The following is a 15,627-nucleotide window of genomic DNA, read 5'->3' as shown; positions in this document are numbered from 1 at the left end:
CGGACGCCTTGTGCGGGGGTCGTCGGGGTCATATCGTTTGGGTTCAAACATATTTCCCGACCCGGGGGACCACACGTGCTGGACACCACCCACGACGAGCTGACGCGCCGCGCAGCGGCACTCGACCCGCCCACGCACCACCACATCGACGGCGCCGCCGAACCCGGCGGCGGCCGGACCTACCCGGTGGTCTCACCCCGTGACGGCCGCGTCCTGGCCGAGGTCTCAGACGGCGGCCAGGCCGAGGTCGACGCCGCCGTGGCGGCGGCCCGCCGCGCCTTCGACACCGGCCCCTGGCCACGCCTGTCACCCGCGGACCGGGGCCGCGCGCTGCTGCGCCTGGCCGACCTGCTGGAGGAGCACCGCACCGACCTGGCCCTCACCGTCAGCCTGGAGATGGGCAAGCCCGTCACCGACTCCCACGCCATCGAACTGCGTGCCGCCATCGCCACCCTGCGCTGGTACGGGCAGCTCGCCGACAAGCTCGCCGACGAGATCCCGCACACCGACCCCGCCGCACTCGCCCTCGTCACCCGCGAACCCGCCGGGGTCGTCGGCGCGGTCGTCCCGTGGAACTTCCCCCTCACTCTGGCCTCCTGGAAGATCGCCCCCGCCCTCGCCGCGGGCTGCGCCGTGGTGCTCAAACCCTCCGAGGCCACCCCCCTGTCCGCCCTCACGCTCGGGCGCCTGGCCACCGAGGCCGGGCTGCCGCCCGGCGTCCTCAACGTCGTGACCGGTGACGGCCCCGCCACCGGCCGGGCCCTGGGCCTGCATCCAGGCGTCGACGTGCTCGCCTTCACCGGCTCCACCGCCGTGGGCCGCCACTTCCTGCGCTACGCGGCCGACTCCAACCTCAAGCGCGTCTGGCTGGAGCTGGGCGGGAAGTCGCCCAACATCATCCTCCCGGACACCCCCGACCTCGAACGGGCCGCCGCCACCGCCGCCTGGGGGATCTTCTTCAACCAGGGGCAGATGTGCACGGCCCCCTCCCGCCTGCTGGTGCACTCCTCGATCGCCGAACGCGTCACCGAGGCCGTCGTCGACCACGCTCGGGCCCTGCGTCCGGGAGACCCCCTCGACCCGGCGACGACCCTGGGCCCCCTGGCCGGGGCGGCCCACCTCGAACGGGTCCTGGGGCACGTCGGCGCCGCCCGCGACGAGGGCGCGCGCCTGCGCACCGGCGGGGCGCGCACCCTGGAGGACACCGGCGGAACCTTCCTGGAACCCACGGTGTTCGACCGCGTCGCCCCCTCCTCCCGCCTGGCCCGCGAGGAGGTGTTCGGCCCCGTCCTGGCCGTGACCGCCTTCGACAGCCCCGATGAGGCGGTCGCCCTCGCCAACGACACCGACTACGGCCTGGCCGCGGGGGTGTGGACCGCCGACCTGTCCACCGCGCACCGCATGGCCCGCGCCCTGCGCGCCGGGACGGTGTGGGTCAACTGCTACGAGGAGGGTGACCTGACCGTGCCGTTCGGCGGGATGAAGCGGTCCGGCAACGGCCGCGACAAGTCCGTCCACGCCCTGGAGAAGTACACCGAGCTCAAGACCACCTGGATCCAGTTGTGACCCGGCCGCTCATCGCCGTCCCCGCCCGCTTCTCGGCCTCCGCGTCCGCCCTGCGGTACGCCGCCGAGGTCAACGCCCGCGCCTTGGTCGAGGCCGTCTGGCGCGCCGGGGGCGAGCCCGTCACCCTCCACCCCGCCGACCCCGGTGGGGCGGGCGGGCGGCTCGCGCGCTTCGACGGCCTCCTGCTGCCCGGCGGAGGCGACCTCGCCCCGCACCTGTACGGCGAGTGTGATCCGCACGCCGGCGTGTACGACGTCGACGACGAGCAGGACGCCTTCGACCTGGCCGCGGCCCGGTGGGCGTTGGAGGCGGACGTTCCGCTCCTGGCGGTCTGCCGCGGCCTCCAGGTCGTCAACGTCGTGCGGGGCGGCACCCTGGAACAGGACATGGGCGGCCCCGGGCACGAGCACCGCCACGTCGTCCACCCCGTCGCCCTGGAGCCCGACTCGCTCGTGGCGGCAGCCACCGGCGTGGGCAAGGTGGAGGCGTCCTGCTACCACCACCAGCGGGTGGCCGAGCTCGGCGCGGGCCTGGCCGTCACCGCGCGCGCGGCCGACGGCACCGTGGAGGCGCTCGAGCTCCCCGGGCGCCGGGGATGGTGCGCCGCCGTGCAGTGGCACCCGGAGGACACCGCGCGCACCGACCCCGCCCAGAACCGGCTGTTCGCGGCGTTCGTGGCCGCCTCGCGGCGGGCCTAGGGGCGCGGGCGGCGGCCGCTGCGGCGCGGAGCGGGTTCGGCGCCGTCGAGCAGTTCGAGCCTGCGCTGTTCGCCGTGCTCCTCGACCTGGACCACCACCCGCCGCAGGACGTCGGCCAGTCCGCGGCACTCCTCGTCGCTGAGCCGGGCGGTGACGAAGGCCTCCTCCTCGTTGAAGGCGGGGAAGACCCGGCCCATCAACTCCTCACCCCGTTCGGTCAGGGCGAGGAGCACCAGGCGGCCGTCGGTCTCGTGTTTCGAGCGCCGAAGGAGCCCCCGCGACTCCAGGGTGCGGGCCACCCCGGTGAGCGTCCCCTTGGAGATCCCGGCCTCCTCGGCCACCGTGCGCGTCTCGGACTCGCCCCAGACCCAGACCACCCACAGCACGACGAACGCCGTCCACGTCAGGTCGCTGTCGCGCAGCACGGTGTTCTCCAGGTGCTGGCGCACCGCCGAGGCCGCGCGGTAGATGTTGGCGACGGCGGCCATCTGCTCCCGGTGGATCGGGACGCCGCCGAGCTTGGCCCGAGCCAGCTTCTCGGCCTCGGTGATGGATCGCTGGCTGGGCACGCGGGCACGCTCCTTCGACGCGGGGTCGTTCGGTGTCAAATTGTAGGTCCCGTTCGAGTCCGGGTCCCAACGGGTGGGTGAGGTGTTGGTGTCTCTGGCGGAGGCGCGGACCAGGACCGGCCTCCCGTCGCGGGGCGCCGGAGACGAACGGGCCAGCGCCACCAGCGGCCCTGGAGACAAGCAAGCAGGTTGAAGGACGAGTTAGTACTGCGACGGGTGGTTAGTGGGGATATTGGCGATGATGGATGTACAAGGGTGTCCGATCCTGTAGAGGCGATGCGCCATGTCGCAGTTCCGTCCACGTGTTTTGTGGGTCCGGAGTGACGGGAGTCCCCGGTTCAGGATGGGCGCGCCCAGTGTCGCCGGTCAGATGTTCGCCCTCCAACTGCTGGTCGTGGTGGTGCTGGTCGCCCTGGGCGCGGTGGCCCTGGTGCTGCAGAGCCGCTACGACAGCGAGCGGGGGGCGAGTGTCCGGTCACTGGCCGTCGCCGAGACCTTCGCGCGGGCACCGGGGATGGAGGAGGCACTGGAGTCCCCCGATCCGTCGGCGGTGCTGCAGCCGCTCGCCGAGGCGGCCCGGGAACGGTCGCGTGTCGACTTCATCGTGGTGATGACCCCTGAGGGCACCCGTTACACCCACCCGAACCCGGACCGCATCGGGCAGACCTTCATCGGCACCATCGAGCCCGCCGCCGCCGGAGGGATCGTCACCGAGACCTACACCGGCACCCTCGGCCCCTCCGTGCGGGCCGTGGTCCCCGTCACCTCGGAGGACGGCGAGGTCGTGGGCCTGGTGGCCGCCGGCGTCACGCTGGAGAGGATCGGCGCGACCGCCGCCAGGCAGTTGCCCCTCCTGATCGGCGGCGCGGCCGTCGCGCTCGTCCTCGCGACGGGCGGGGCGGCGCTGATCGGACGTCGGCTGCGCAACCAGACGCACGGACTGGGGCCGGCCGAGATGACCAGGATGTACGAGCACCATGACGCGGTCCTGCACTCCGTCAAGGAGGCTGTCCTGATCACCGACGGGGACGGTCGCCTGCTGCTCTCCAACGACGAGGCGGACCGGCTGCTCGGGTTGCCCCCGGACGCCGTCGGCCGGCACGTCGACGATCTGCGCCTGCCCACCTCCATCGCCACGCTGTTGGTCTCCGGGCGCAGCGCCACCGACGAGGTGCACCCCGCCGCAGACCTGCTGTTGGCCGTCAACCAACGGACCACGGACCTGCGGGGAGGGCCGCCGGGCAGCGTCATGACGCTCCGGGACACCACGGAGCTGCGCGTGCTGTCCGAGAGGGCCGAACTGACCAGGAAGCGCCTCAAGCTGCTGTACGACGCCGGGGGGCGCATCGGCACCACACTGGACGTGCGACGCACCGCCGAGGAACTGGCCCAGGTGGCCGTCCCCCGGTTCGCCGACTTCATCGCCATCGACCTGGCCGACCCCGTGCTGCGGGGCGAGGAACCCGGCCCCGACAGTACCGTCGTGCGCCGGGTCGCCCTTCGCGGCGTTCGGGACGACCCGCCGCTCTACCCGGTGGGGGAACTGATCGAGTTCGTGGCGTCCACCCCGCAGGCGAGGGGGATCGGCAGCGGGGAGGCCGTGCTGCTGCCCGATCTGACCGACGCCCCCGCCTGGCGCGCCCAGGACCCCGAACGCGCGGAGAGGATCGTCGGGTACGGGATCCACTCGCTCATCTCGGTGCCGCTGCGTGCCCGGGGGAGCGTGCTCGGAACGGCCACCTTCCTCCGTTCGCGCGAGCCCGCCCCCTTCGACGAGGACGACCTGTCCCTCTCGGAGGAGCTGGCGCTCCGCGCGGCGATCTGCATCGACAACGCCCGCCGCTACACCCGCGAACACACCATGGCGGTGGCGCTGCAACGCAGCCTCCTCCCCCGGGGGCTGCCCGAACAGAACGCCTTCGACGTCGCCCACCGCTACCTGCCCGCGCAGGCCGGAGAGGCGGGCGGCGACTGGTTCGACGTCATCCCGCTGTCCGGCGCGCGCGTGGCTCTGGTCGTCGGCGACGTGGTCGGCCACGGGATGCACGCCGCCGCCACGATGGGACGTCTGCGCACCGCCGTCCACAACTTCTCCACCCTGGACCTGCCGCCGGACGAACTCCTGGCGCGGATCGACGAGTTGGTCACCCGCATCGACCTGGAGGAGTCCGAGGCCGCCGTGCTCGACGGAGCCTCCGAGGAAACCGCCGCCGACGGACTGGTCGGAGCCACCTGCCTGTACGCCGTCTACGACCCGATCTCCGGCCGTTGTGTCCTGGCCCGCGCCGGCCACCCGCTGCCCGCCCTGGTCAGCCCCGACGGCGACGTGACCTTCCCCGAGTTGCCCGCCGGGCCGCCCCTGGGCCTGGGCGGCCTGCCCTTCGAGGCCGAGGAGCTGCTGCTGCCGGAGGGCAGCCAACTGGTCCTGTACACCGACGGGCTGCTGGAGGACCGCGACCGGGACATCGGCTCCGGCCTCACCCGGCTGCGCCGGACGCTGGCCGCCACCGCCGGACAGCCACCGGACGAGGCCTGCCGGGAGGTGTTCGGTTCGATGCTCACCGATCGGCCGGAGGACGACGTCGCCCTGCTCATCGCCCGCGCGCGCAGGCTGCCCCCGGACCGGGTCGTCGAATGGGACGTGCCCACGGACCCCGCGGCCGTCGCTCCCGTCCGTGCCGCCGTCACCCGGCAGCTGACCACCTGGGAGCTGGACGAGAGCGTGTTCGTCACCGAGCTGATCCTCAGTGAACTGGTCACCAACGCCATCCGCTACGGCAGCGGCCCGATCCGGGTCCGACTGATCTACGACCGCTGCCTGATCTGCGAGGTCTCCGACGCCGCGAGCACCGCCCCGCACCTGCGTTACGCCGCCAGCATGGACGAGGGCGGCCGCGGCCTGTTCCTCGTCGCCCAGCTCGCCGAACGCTGGGGCACCCGCTACACCATCGAGGGCAAGGTCATCTGGGCCGAACAGTCCCCGAACGGCCAGCTGTCGGAAGGGGCGTGGCTGGACGTGGTGTAGGCGGGGCTCGCGAGGGGCCGGGACCGCCGCCCGGCCCGGTCAGGCCGTGAAGTCGACGGGGTGACGGCCGGTCCAGTCCTCGGCCTCCTCCAGAGCGGAGGCCAGGCGGATGAGCACGGCCTCCTCCCACGGTCCGCCGACCAGCTGACTGCCGATCGGCAGTCCGGAGGATGACCGGTACGTCGGCAGACTGACCGCGGGCAGTCCGGTGACGTTGCAGAACGCGGTGAAGGAGACGGTCTGGAGTTCCTGCGTGCCCGGCTCGTCGCGGGCGGCGTCGGCCTCGGCCCGCAACCGCCCCGAGGCGGGCGGGGGACAGGCCATCGTCGGGGTCAGCAGGACGTCGAAGTCACGGCCCCACTGGGCGACGACGGCCCTCGACTCCAGCTGGAGCAGCGCCACCGTGCCGGTGTAGGTCCCCGAGTGGCGCACGCGGGCCCGCTCCATCCGGCGGCGCGTGTGCGGTTCGAGCAGGTCGGGCCGCTCGTAGGGCACCGCCCACAGCGCCGCGTCCAGCACGGTCCACGCGAACCCCAACAACACTTCCGGACTGAGGAGGTGGGGCGAGACGGGGAACACGCTGTGGCCGAGCGACTCCAGCAGCCGCCCCGTGTGCTCGGCGGCGGCCACGCACTCCGGGTCGACCGGGACGCCGGTCGGCGCGCTGGTCAGCAGACCGATCCGCAGGGGTCCCGCGTCCCGTCCCACCTCCTCGCCGAACGGCCGCTCGGGGCGCGGAGCCTGGTACATGGCCAGGCGGTCGGGGACGGACATGGCGTCCAGCAGGGCGGCGGCGTCGCGCGTGTGGCGGGTGACGGCGCCCTCGGTCGTCGCGTGCTCCCACAGCATCAGCGACTGCGGGACCCGGCCCCGGCTCGGCTTGAGCCCCACCAGGCCGCAGGCGGAGGCGGGCACGCGGATGGAACCGCCGCCGTCGCTGGCGTGCGCGACCGGCGCCATACCCGCGGCGACGGCCGCCGCCGCGCCTCCGCTGGACCCGCCGGGGGAGCGGGTGGTGTCCCACGGGTTGCGGGTGGCGCCGTAGCGGCGGTTGTCGGTGTCGGTCAGCAGCCCCATCTCGGGGGTGTTCGTCCGCCCCATGAGCAGCAGTCCGGCGTCCAGGAACCGCGACACCACCGGCTCGGTCACGGTGCCGGCGGTGTCGGACAGCGCCAGGGAACCGCAGGTCGCGGGCTGGCCCGCCACCCGCGTCAGGTCCTTGACGGGGATCGGGACGCCGTGCAGGGGCGGCAGGTCGCGACCGTCGAGCACGGCTCGTTCGGCGGCGCGGGCCGCGGCCCGCACCGCCTCGTCGTCCCGCCAGACGAAGGCGTTGACGTCCGGGTCGTACCGGTCGATCCGGTCCAGACAGGCGTCGACGATCTCGACGGGGCTCAGTTCCTTCTTCCGGACCGCGGCGGCGAGGTCGACGGCGGAGGAGAACGGATCCATGGGCACTCCAGACATGGCGTGGGTCGGATGAGGAGGGGCGCCGGCGTGTCGGCGGGCGGTCGCGGCCGCCCCGGTGGACGCGCGGCACCCCGCTCCGGAAGTATCGGGAGGTGTCAGCCGCCGGACTGGTACAGGAGCGCACACTTGTCTCCTCTCAAGGAATCACGGAGCCTGCTCGGGAGGTGTCGTGCGGATCGAACACGGCGATGACGGCGCGCTGGTCTTCGGGTACCTCGACACCGTCGCCACCGCCGGGAACCGGGCCTCCGACGCCGTGCTGGTGCGGGCCGAGGGCTCCGGCCGGGCGCGGTCGTACCGTCTCGGGGAGGTGGGCGCCTGCGAGATCAGCGGCGACCACGGGATGAGCGTCGTCTCCCGCGTCTCTCCGGCGGCGCGCTACCGCGGACACGCCCTCGGCCTGCTCATGGACGGCCGGGGCGCCCTGGAACAGGACGGCCGCCGGGCGTCGCTCGCCCCGGGGGACTTCGTCCTCTACAGCGGTGAGCGCCCCTTCCGGCTCCACCTCGGCGCACACCACCGATACCTCCTGCTGGGCCTGCCGGAGCACTCCGTCCCACCGGAGTGCGCGGGGCGGATCACCGCCGACCCGGAGCTGTCGCGCCTGCCGAGCGGGCGGATCCTCACGGCGATGCTGACCGAGACCACCCGCCTGGCCGACCGGTTGGGGCCGGTGGCCCGGTGGGAGATGGGAGAGCACCTCACCGCCGTGCTCCGTACCCTGATCCGCGAGTCGGGCCACGGGGGGACCGCTCCCGACCACCGGGCGGCCCTGCTCGACCGGGTCCTGGACCACATCGACCGCCACCTGGGGGAGGAGCTGTCGCCGGAGTCGATCGCGGCGGCCCACCACGTCTCGGTGCGCTCCCTGCACGCGCTCTTCCGGAGCCAGGGAGAGACGGTCAACGGCTATGTCCGCGGCCGCAGGCTGGACCGCGTCCGCCGCGACCTCGCCGCCCCCGACCTGATGCGCCTGCCCGTCTACGCCGTGGCCGCCCGCTGGGGGATCAGGGACGCCAGCCATCTCAGCAGGCTCTTTCGGGCCCGGTTCGGCGTCTCCCCACGCCGCTTCCGCCAACAGGCGCTGGAGGCCGACCCCGCACCGGCCCGTGACGGAGGGGCCGGCCGGGATCGCGCCGGGGGATCCGCCCTCCGTCAGAACGGGTAGGCGGCGGCCCGTCCGCGCACGGTGATCCACCGGGTCTCGGTGAACGCCTCGACGTTGGCGCTGGGACCGCCGAACCGGCCGACCCCCGAGGAGCCGATCCCGCCGAACGGCGCGGTCGCCTCGTCGTTGACCGTCTGGTCGTTGATGTGCGCCATCCCCGAGGGGATCCGCTCGGCCAGGGCCATCCCCCTGCCCACGTCGGCGGTGGTGATGCCCAGGCTCAGTCCGTACTCGCTGTCGGCGGCCAGTTCGGCCGCCTCGTCCAGCGTGTCGAAGGCCAGCACGGGGGCGACCGGGCCGAACACCTCCAGCGCGTAGGCGGGCATGTCCCGGGTGACGTCGGCCAGCACGGTCGGCCGGTAGAACAGCCCGTCGTGGGTGCCGCCCGCGGCCAGCCGCGCCCCCGCCCTCACCGAGGCGACGACCAGGTCGTGCACCCGCTCCAGCTGCCGGCGGTCGATGATCGGGCCCAGCGCGACCTGGTCGGAGGCCGGGTCGCCGACCGGTAGCGACCTCGCCCTGGCGGCGAGCCGCTCCACGTACTCCCCGACCAGGCTGGAGTGCACCAGGTGACGGCCCGAGGACATGCAGATCTGTCCCGAGTGCAGGAACGACCCCCACGCGCCCAGCCCGACGGCGGCGTCCAGGTCGGCGTCGTCGAGCACGACGAACGCCGAGTTGCCGCCCAGCTCCAGGTGGGCGCGCTTGAGGTGGCGGGCGGCGAGCTCGCCCACGGCACGGCCAGCCGCCGTGGACCCGGTGAAGGAGACGACCCGGACGCGGGGGTCGGTCACCAGGGCCTGCCCGGCATCGGCGCCGCCGGGGAGCACGTGCAGCACGCCCTCGGGCAGACCGGCCTCCTCGAAGAGCCGGGCGATCGCCGCACCCGCGCACACCGACGTGCGGGGGTCGGGCTTGAGGACCACCGCGTTGCCGAGGGCCAGGGCGGGTGCGACCGAGCGCATGGCCAGGATCAGCGGGAAGTTGAACGGCGCGATCACACCGACGACGCCGACCGGCACCCGTCGGGCCATGGAGAGCCGGTCCTGCTCGGTGGGCAGGAGCTCGCCCAGCGGCGCCGAGGCCAGCGCGGCCGCCTCCTCGCACTCGCGGACGGAGGCGGACAGTTCGACGTCGGCCTTGGCCCCGACCGACCCCGACTCGCGGATCAGCCAGTCCCGGACCTGGTCGGCGTGGCGTTCCAGGAGGTCCCCGGCGCGCCGCAGCACCCGGGCTCGTTCGCGGTGGGGGAGGGCGGCCCAGTCGCGCTGGGCGGAGGCGGCCTGTTCGGCGGCCCTGCCCACGTCGGAGGGGGCGGCGAGGCCGATGCGGCCGAGCTCGGCGCCGGTGGCGGGTTCGGTGACGGGTGCGTCGTCGGCGGCGTCGCGCCAGCCGCCGCTGAAGAGGCGCCCGGTCCAGACCTTCGGGTCGAGCAGGTCGTGGGCGGGGGCGGGGGTCTCGGTCGTCGGTCGCTCGGTCAAGCCAGGTCCTCCGGTGCCGTCGGTACCGCTGTCGATGGGGGGTGCTCGGGGTCGGTGGGCGACATGGAACGTCGAAGGACAGGTTCCCGCCCACCGACCCCGGTACACGGAACGGCTCAGCGGGCGTCGATGTCGGTGAGGTCGCGGCGACCGGTCTCCCCGGTGAACCAGATGGCGACGGCGCTGGCCAGTCCGGCGGCCACGAGCATCCACGAGACGCCGTGCGTGGCGGTGCCGCCGCCCGCGGCGGTGAGGACCGACGCCGCGATCATCGGGCTGAGCCCCGCGCCGAGGACGGTCGCGCTCTGGTAGCTGACCGAGGCTCCGGTGTAGCGCAGGTGGGTGTCGAACATCTCGGCCAGCAGGGCGGCCATCGGCGCGTACATGGCGGTGAGCGCGATGGCGTGGGCGAGTACCACCCCCGCGATCAGCCCGGCCACGGCACCGGTGTTCACCAGCCAGAACGCCGGGAAGGCGGTGACCGCCACGGCCAGGGCACCGCCGAGGTAGACGGGCCTGCGGCCGACCAGGTCCGACAACCGGGCGTAGAGCGGGGTGAGGGCGATGGCCAGGGTGGAGGAGACGACGACGGCCGTCAGCGCGACCGACCGGTCGTAGCCGATGCCGATGGCGTAGGAGATGACGAAGGCGGTGAAGACGCCTTGGGCGGCGAACGGGGCGATCCCGGCCACCACGGCCAGCACCAGGTTCCGGGGCCGGGTGAGCAGGACCTCCACGAAGGGCAGGCGGCCCCGGGCGGGACCGGAGGGCACGGGAGCGGACCCGGCGTCGGACCCGGACCGCGCGAACACCGGGCTCTCGCTGATCCGCAGTCGGACGAACAGCCCGACCCCGATCAGCGCCACGCTGGCCAGGAACGGCACACGCCACCCCCAGGCCAGGAACCGCTCGTCGGGCAGCAGTCCCGCCAGGGCCAGGGCCAGGGTGGCCAGCACCGCCCCGGTGGGGGCGCCCATCTGGGTGACGCCGCCCCACGCCCCGCGGCTGCCGGGCGCCGCGTGTTCGACGGTCATCAGGGCGGCTCCGCCCCACTCGCCGCCGACGGCGACGCCCTGCACGACGCGCAGCGCCACCAGGATCACCGGGGCGGCCAGGCCGATGCGCTCGTAGGTGGGCAGCAGTCCGATCAGGGTGCTGGCCGCGCCCATGAGGATCATCGTGGTGAGCAGCATCCGCTTGCGGCCGAGCCGGTCGCCGAAGTGGCCGAAGACGATGCCGCCGAGCGGCCGGGCGACGTACCCGGCGGCCAGGGTGCCGAAGGAGGCGATCACGCCGATGAGCGGGTCGAGGTCGGGGAAGAACAGGGGCCCGAACACCAGCGCCGCGGCGGTGCCGTAGAGGAGGAAGTCATACATCTCCACGGTGGTGCCGATGTAGCTGGACAGGGCGACGCGGCGGATCTCGCGCGGGTCGGCCCCGGGGCCGGGACGAGGGGCGGGCGGTGGAACCGGAGGGGGTGCGGAGGAGGTCATGGGGGAGTCGTCCTCTCGTGGGTGGTGCCGGGGATCCGTGGTGCGGCCGGGGGTGGGTTCCGGTTCGGAACGGGGGAGGGGCGGACGGCCCGCGGGGTCGGGGCCGAGCGGTGATCCCGCGGGCCGGAGGCTCAGTCGCCGTAGTAGCGGTAGACGGCCTGCAGGACGCAGGCGGGCTTGTCGGAGCCCTCGATCTCGACGACCCCGTCGACGGTGGCCTGCACGCCGCCCCTGACGTCGGCCACCTCGGCGAGGCGCGCGGTCAGCCGGACGCGCGAGTCCACCGGCACGGGGGAGGGGAAGCGCACCTTGTTGAGGCCGTAGTTGACGGCCATGTCGATCCCCCTCATCTCCAGGACCTCCCCGAACATGGGGATGACGAGGGAGAGGGTGAGGTAGCCGTGCGCGATGGCGCCGCCGAACGGGCCCTCCTTGGCCCGCTCGGGTTCGGTGTGGATCCACTGGTGGTCGTCGGTGGCGTCGGCGAACGTGTCGATCCGCTGCTGGTCGACGGTGCGCCAGGGGCTGTGGCCCAGGTCCGAGCCGGCGGCGGCGCGCAGTTCGTCGAGTCCGGTGACGGTGGTCGGCATGGGTGTGTCCTTCGGGGTGTGGTGGACGGGACCCGGGGCGGGTCCGGGGACGGTCGGGGACGGGCTCGCCGTCGTGGCGCGCGGGAACGGGACGTATCGGAGGAGGGGCACGGAAACGGGGCGCGGGTGCGCGCGGTCGTGCCGCGCGGGAGCGCGGGCGCGGCGCTCAGGGGGCGCCGTGGTCCCGGCGCAGGTCGGCCTTGCGGAGCTTGCCGGCGGCGTTGCGTGGCAGTTCGTCGGTGAACACCACGGACTTGGGCGTCTTGTAGCGGGCCAGACGGCCCTCGAAGTGGGCGAGGAGGTCCCCCTCGGCGGGGGCGGTCCCGGGACGGGGGACGACGACCGCGCGGCCGACCTCGCCCCAGCGTTCGTCGGGCACTCCGATGACCGCGCACTCGAGCACGTCGGGATGGTCGTGCAGGACGTTCTCGACCTCGGCGGGGTAGACGTTCTCCCCGCCGGAGATGATCATGTCCTTGGCGCGGTCCACGACGCGCACGAAGCCCTCGGCGTCGACCGTGGCCACGTCGCCGGTGCGGAACCAGCCGTCGGCGGTGTGCGCGCGGGCGGTGTCGTCGGGCCGCCCCCAGTAGCCGCGCATCACGTTGGGCCCCTTCACGACGATCTCCCCGGGTTCGCCGGGGGCGGCGTCGGTCAGGTCGGGGCGCACGATCCGCACGTCGGTGAACACGCTCGGCCGACCCGCCGTCCCGGCCTTGCGGAGGCTGTCCGCGGCGCCGAGCATGAGCACGCCGGGCGCGGTCTCGGTCATGCCGTACCCCTGGAGGAAGGTGAGCCCGCGCCTCTGGTAGGCGGCGATGGTGGACTCGGGGACGGGGGCGCCGCCCGCCATGAGGACACGCAGGGAGGACAGGTCGGCGCCGGCCCAGCCGGGATGGGCGGCCAGCGCGTCGAACATGGCCGGAACGCCGAACATCCAGCTGACCCGCCGGGCGGTGAACAGTTCGATGACGCGTGCCGGATCGAAGCCGGGTTCGACGATCACGCGGCCGCCCTTGAGCAGGGTGGGCAGGCAGGTCATGTTGAGCGCGGCGGTGTGGAACAGGGGAGCGGTGACCAGGGTGACCTCGTCGACGGTGACGTCCACGTCGATGAGGACGTTGACGCAGTTCCACGTGATGTTGCCGTGGGTGAGCTCGGCTCCCTTGGGGTGCCCGGTGGTGCCGGACGTGTACATGATCATGCACGTGTCGTCGAGGCCGACCGGCTCGTCCACGGGGGCGGCGGGGGAGGAGGCGATCAGCGCCTCGTAGCCGTCGGGGGCGTCGTCGTCCACCGGGACCAGGACGCGCGGCGCCGTCCGGTCGCGCAGCCCTTCGGCGGCCTCGGCCTGCTCGGCGCCGTGCACCAGCACGCACGACCCCGAGTCCTCGATCGCGTACGCCAGCTCGGGGACGGCCAGGCGGGTGTTGAGCGGTACGAACACCGCACCGAGCGTCCCGGCCGCGAACAGGGTCTCCACCAGGGCGGGGTGGTTGGCACCCAGGTAGGCGACACGGTCGCCGCGGCGCACCCCGAGCCCGCGCAGCGCCGCCGCCAGCCGGGTGACGCGTTCGTGCAGTTCGGCGTAGGTGAACGACCGCTCCCCGTGGACGAGGGCGGTGCGCTCGGGGCAGGAGCGCGCCCGCCGCGCGGGCCAGGAGCCGATCCCCTCGTCACGCATCGCCGCCGCCCTTCAGGCCCAGCAGCCGGGCCGCGTTGTGCTTGAGGATCTTGGGCCGCACCTCGGGCTTGATGTCCAGGCGCTCGAAGTCGGCCAGCCAGCGGTCGGGGGACAGGACGGGGTGGTCGGAGCCGAACAGCACCCGGTCCTGGAGCAGTGAGTTGGCGTAGCGGACCAGCTGGGGCGGGAAGTACTTCGGCGACCACCCGGACAGGTCGATGTACACCTGCGGCTTGTGCACGGCCACCGACAGCGCCTCGTCCTGCCAGGGGAAGGACGGGTGGGCCATGATGATCGGCATCCCGGGGAAGTCGGCGGCCACGTCGTCCACGTACAGGGGGTTGGAGTACTTCAGGCGGATGCCGCCCCCGCCGGGGGCGCCCGCGCCGATGCCGGTCTGTCCGGTGTGGAAGAGCGCGACGGCGCCCAGCTCCTCCAGGGCCTCGTACAGCACGTAGGCGGACCGGTCGTCGGGGAAGAACTCCTGGAGGCTGGGGTGGAACTTGAAGCCGCGGACGCCGTACTCGGTGACCAGCCTGCGCGCCTGCCGGGCGCCCAGACGCCCCTTGGCGGGGTCGATGCTGGCGAAGGGGATGAGCGCGTCCGGGTGCTCGGCGGCGGCCTCGGCCACCTCCTCGTTGGGGACGGCGGGCAGCCCGGTGGTGGACTCGGTGTCGACGGGGAAGACGACGGCCGCCATGCGGCGCTCGCGGTAGTAGGCGGCGATCTCGGGCAGGGTCGGCCTGCGGTGCGCGGCGTCGGTCCCGAAGTAGGCGCTGGAGGCGTCGTGCAGGGAGTCGTCCAGGGACTGGTGGCCCTCGGCGGACACCTCGGCGTGGGTGTGGACGTCGATCGCGGTGACGGTGTCGGGGTCGATGCCCATCAGGCTCCCGCCTCCGGGTCGGTCGGGGCGGGGACGCCGACGCTCTCGGGGTCACGGCCCAGTGTGGCGGGCCAGGCGGCGGCGATCTCCCCCGCGTCCCAGCCGCCGTCGGTGAGCGCGACGACCCTCTCGGCCGGGTGCGACCACAGGGACAGGCGGTCGCCCCCGATGCCGACGCATTGGCCGGTGACGGAGGCGGCGGCGTCGGAGGCCAGGAAGGCGACGAGCCCGGCCGCGTCCTCGGGGGTGCCAAAACCCTCGCCCTTGCGCAGCCAGCCCGGCAGGGGGCGGCCGCTCTCGCGGGCGGCCTCGACGTGGGGGGCGAAGGCGGGGACGGTCTCGGTCATCGCCGTGGCGGCGACCGGGATGACGGCGTTGACGGTGATCCCGGCCCGGGCGCACTCCATCGACCAGGTGCGGGCCATGGCGGCGATCCCGGCCTTGGCGGCGGCGTAGTTGGTCTGCCCGAAGTTGCCGCGCTGCCCGGCGGGGGAGCCGACCAGGATGAGCCGCCCGCCGCCACCGCGTTCGCGCATGTGCGTGACGGCGGCGCGGGCACAGGTGAAGGTGCCGCGCAGGTGGACGTCGATCACCGTGTCGAAGTCGTCGTCGCTCATCTTCCACAGCACGCGGTCGCGCAGTACGCCGGCGTTGGTGACCAGGACGTCCAGGCGGCCGAACTCCTCCACGGCCCGGTCCACCAGGCGCTGTGCGGTCGAGGCCGGTCCGACGGCCGCGGCTTCGGCGACGGCGGCGCCGCCCTCGGCGGTGATCGTCTCGACGGCCGCCTTGGCCGCCTCGGGGTCGGCGTCGTTGGCCACGACCGCCGCGCCCGCGGCCGCCAGCCGTCGGGCGTAGGCCAGGCCGAGTCCGCGCCCGGCCCCGGTGACCAGCGCGGTCCTGCCCGCCAGGTCGATGCTGTCCGTCATGGGGGTCTCCTCGTTCGTGCCGGTGGTGGCGGGGGACGGCGGGTGGTCGGGGTGGTGCGCGTCACCCTGAC

12 protein-coding genes are annotated in these 15,627 nt (G+C 73.9%); 4 read left to right on the top strand and 8 right to left on the bottom strand.

Annotation, left to right across the window (positions count from 1 at the left end; genetic code table 11):
• Positions 1–75 precede the first annotated feature (75 nt).
• Positions 76–1,566, top strand: coding sequence for an aldehyde dehydrogenase (locus tag KIK06_RS10160; protein ID WP_268642972.1), 1,491 nt, complete (start codon positions 76–78; stop codon positions 1,564–1,566).
• A complete protein-coding gene (locus KIK06_RS10155) occupies positions 1,563–2,264 on the top strand; it encodes a gamma-glutamyl-gamma-aminobutyrate hydrolase family protein (RefSeq protein ID WP_268642971.1) in 702 nt (233 codons plus the stop codon). Before KIK06_RS10160 ends, KIK06_RS10155 begins: the two co-directional genes overlap by 4 nt.
• Here KIK06_RS10155 and KIK06_RS10150 read toward each other — a convergent pair.
• The gene (locus KIK06_RS10150; RefSeq protein ID WP_268642970.1) at positions 2,261–2,833 is read right to left on the bottom strand and encodes a MarR family winged helix-turn-helix transcriptional regulator; all 573 of its coding nucleotides are present in this window, start codon (positions 2,831–2,833) and stop codon (positions 2,261–2,263) included. The two genes, KIK06_RS10155 and KIK06_RS10150, sit on opposite strands and share 4 nt — an antisense overlap.
• 343 nt (positions 2,834–3,176) lie before the next feature.
• On the opposite strand from KIK06_RS10150, the gene KIK06_RS10145 reads away from it, so the two are divergent.
• Positions 3,177–5,858 carry a SpoIIE family protein phosphatase gene (locus KIK06_RS10145; protein ID WP_268642969.1) on the top strand — a complete coding sequence of 894 codons (2,682 nt, stop codon included), beginning with the start codon at positions 3,177–3,179 and terminating at the stop codon, positions 5,856–5,858.
• A 39-nt stretch (positions 5,859–5,897) separates the two neighbouring features.
• Here the strand turns inward: KIK06_RS10145 and KIK06_RS10140 are convergent, their stop codons facing one another.
• Positions 5,898–7,310 carry an amidase gene (locus tag KIK06_RS10140; RefSeq protein WP_268642968.1) on the bottom strand — a complete coding sequence of 471 codons (1,413 nt, stop codon included), beginning with the start codon at positions 7,308–7,310 and terminating at the stop codon, positions 5,898–5,900.
• Positions 7,311–7,497: 187 nt separating this feature from the next.
• On the opposite strand from KIK06_RS10140, the gene KIK06_RS10135 reads away from it, so the two are divergent.
• Complete coding sequence (locus KIK06_RS10135) at positions 7,498–8,496, top strand: helix-turn-helix domain-containing protein (RefSeq protein ID WP_268642967.1); 999 nt, start codon at positions 7,498–7,500, stop codon at positions 8,494–8,496.
• Here KIK06_RS10135 and KIK06_RS10130 read toward each other — a convergent pair.
• The 6 genes from KIK06_RS10130 to KIK06_RS10105 form a co-directional block, all read right to left on the bottom strand.
• Positions 8,484–9,977 carry a benzaldehyde dehydrogenase gene (locus tag KIK06_RS10130; RefSeq protein ID WP_268642966.1) on the bottom strand — a complete coding sequence of 498 codons (1,494 nt, stop codon included), beginning with the start codon at positions 9,975–9,977 and terminating at the stop codon, positions 8,484–8,486. The two genes, KIK06_RS10135 and KIK06_RS10130, sit on opposite strands and share 13 nt — an antisense overlap.
• 116 nt (positions 9,978–10,093) lie before the next feature.
• On the bottom strand, positions 10,094–11,470 hold the full coding sequence (locus KIK06_RS10125; RefSeq protein ID WP_268642965.1) for an MFS transporter: 1,377 nt from the start codon (positions 11,468–11,470) through the stop codon (positions 10,094–10,096).
• A 131-nt stretch (positions 11,471–11,601) separates the two neighbouring features.
• On the bottom strand, positions 11,602–12,060 hold the full coding sequence (locus KIK06_RS10120) for a MaoC family dehydratase (RefSeq protein ID WP_268642964.1): 459 nt from the start codon (positions 12,058–12,060) through the stop codon (positions 11,602–11,604).
• A gap of 166 nt (positions 12,061–12,226) precedes the next feature.
• Positions 12,227–13,744: an acyl-CoA synthetase gene (locus KIK06_RS10115; RefSeq protein ID WP_268642963.1), complete on the bottom strand. Its 1,518-nt coding sequence runs from the start codon at positions 13,742–13,744 to the stop codon at positions 12,227–12,229.
• The gene (locus tag KIK06_RS10110) at positions 13,737–14,627 is read right to left on the bottom strand and encodes a 4-hydroxyphenyl-beta-ketoacyl-CoA hydrolase (RefSeq protein ID WP_017599839.1); all 891 of its coding nucleotides are present in this window, start codon (positions 14,625–14,627) and stop codon (positions 13,737–13,739) included. The genes KIK06_RS10115 and KIK06_RS10110 overlap by 8 nt, the downstream gene beginning before the upstream one ends.
• Complete coding sequence (locus KIK06_RS10105) at positions 14,627–15,556, bottom strand: SDR family NAD(P)-dependent oxidoreductase (RefSeq protein ID WP_327084642.1); 930 nt, start codon at positions 15,554–15,556, stop codon at positions 14,627–14,629. The genes KIK06_RS10110 and KIK06_RS10105 overlap by 1 nt, the downstream gene beginning before the upstream one ends.
• Positions 15,557–15,627: the final 71 nt, after the last annotated feature.

Origin of the sequence: Nocardiopsis sp. EMB25 (assembly GCF_026797795.1) — a bacterium.
Taxonomy (GTDB): Bacteria; Actinomycetota; Actinomycetes; order Streptosporangiales; family Streptosporangiaceae; genus Nocardiopsis; species Nocardiopsis lucentensis.
This window is presented reverse-complemented; position numbering and strand designations above follow the sequence as displayed.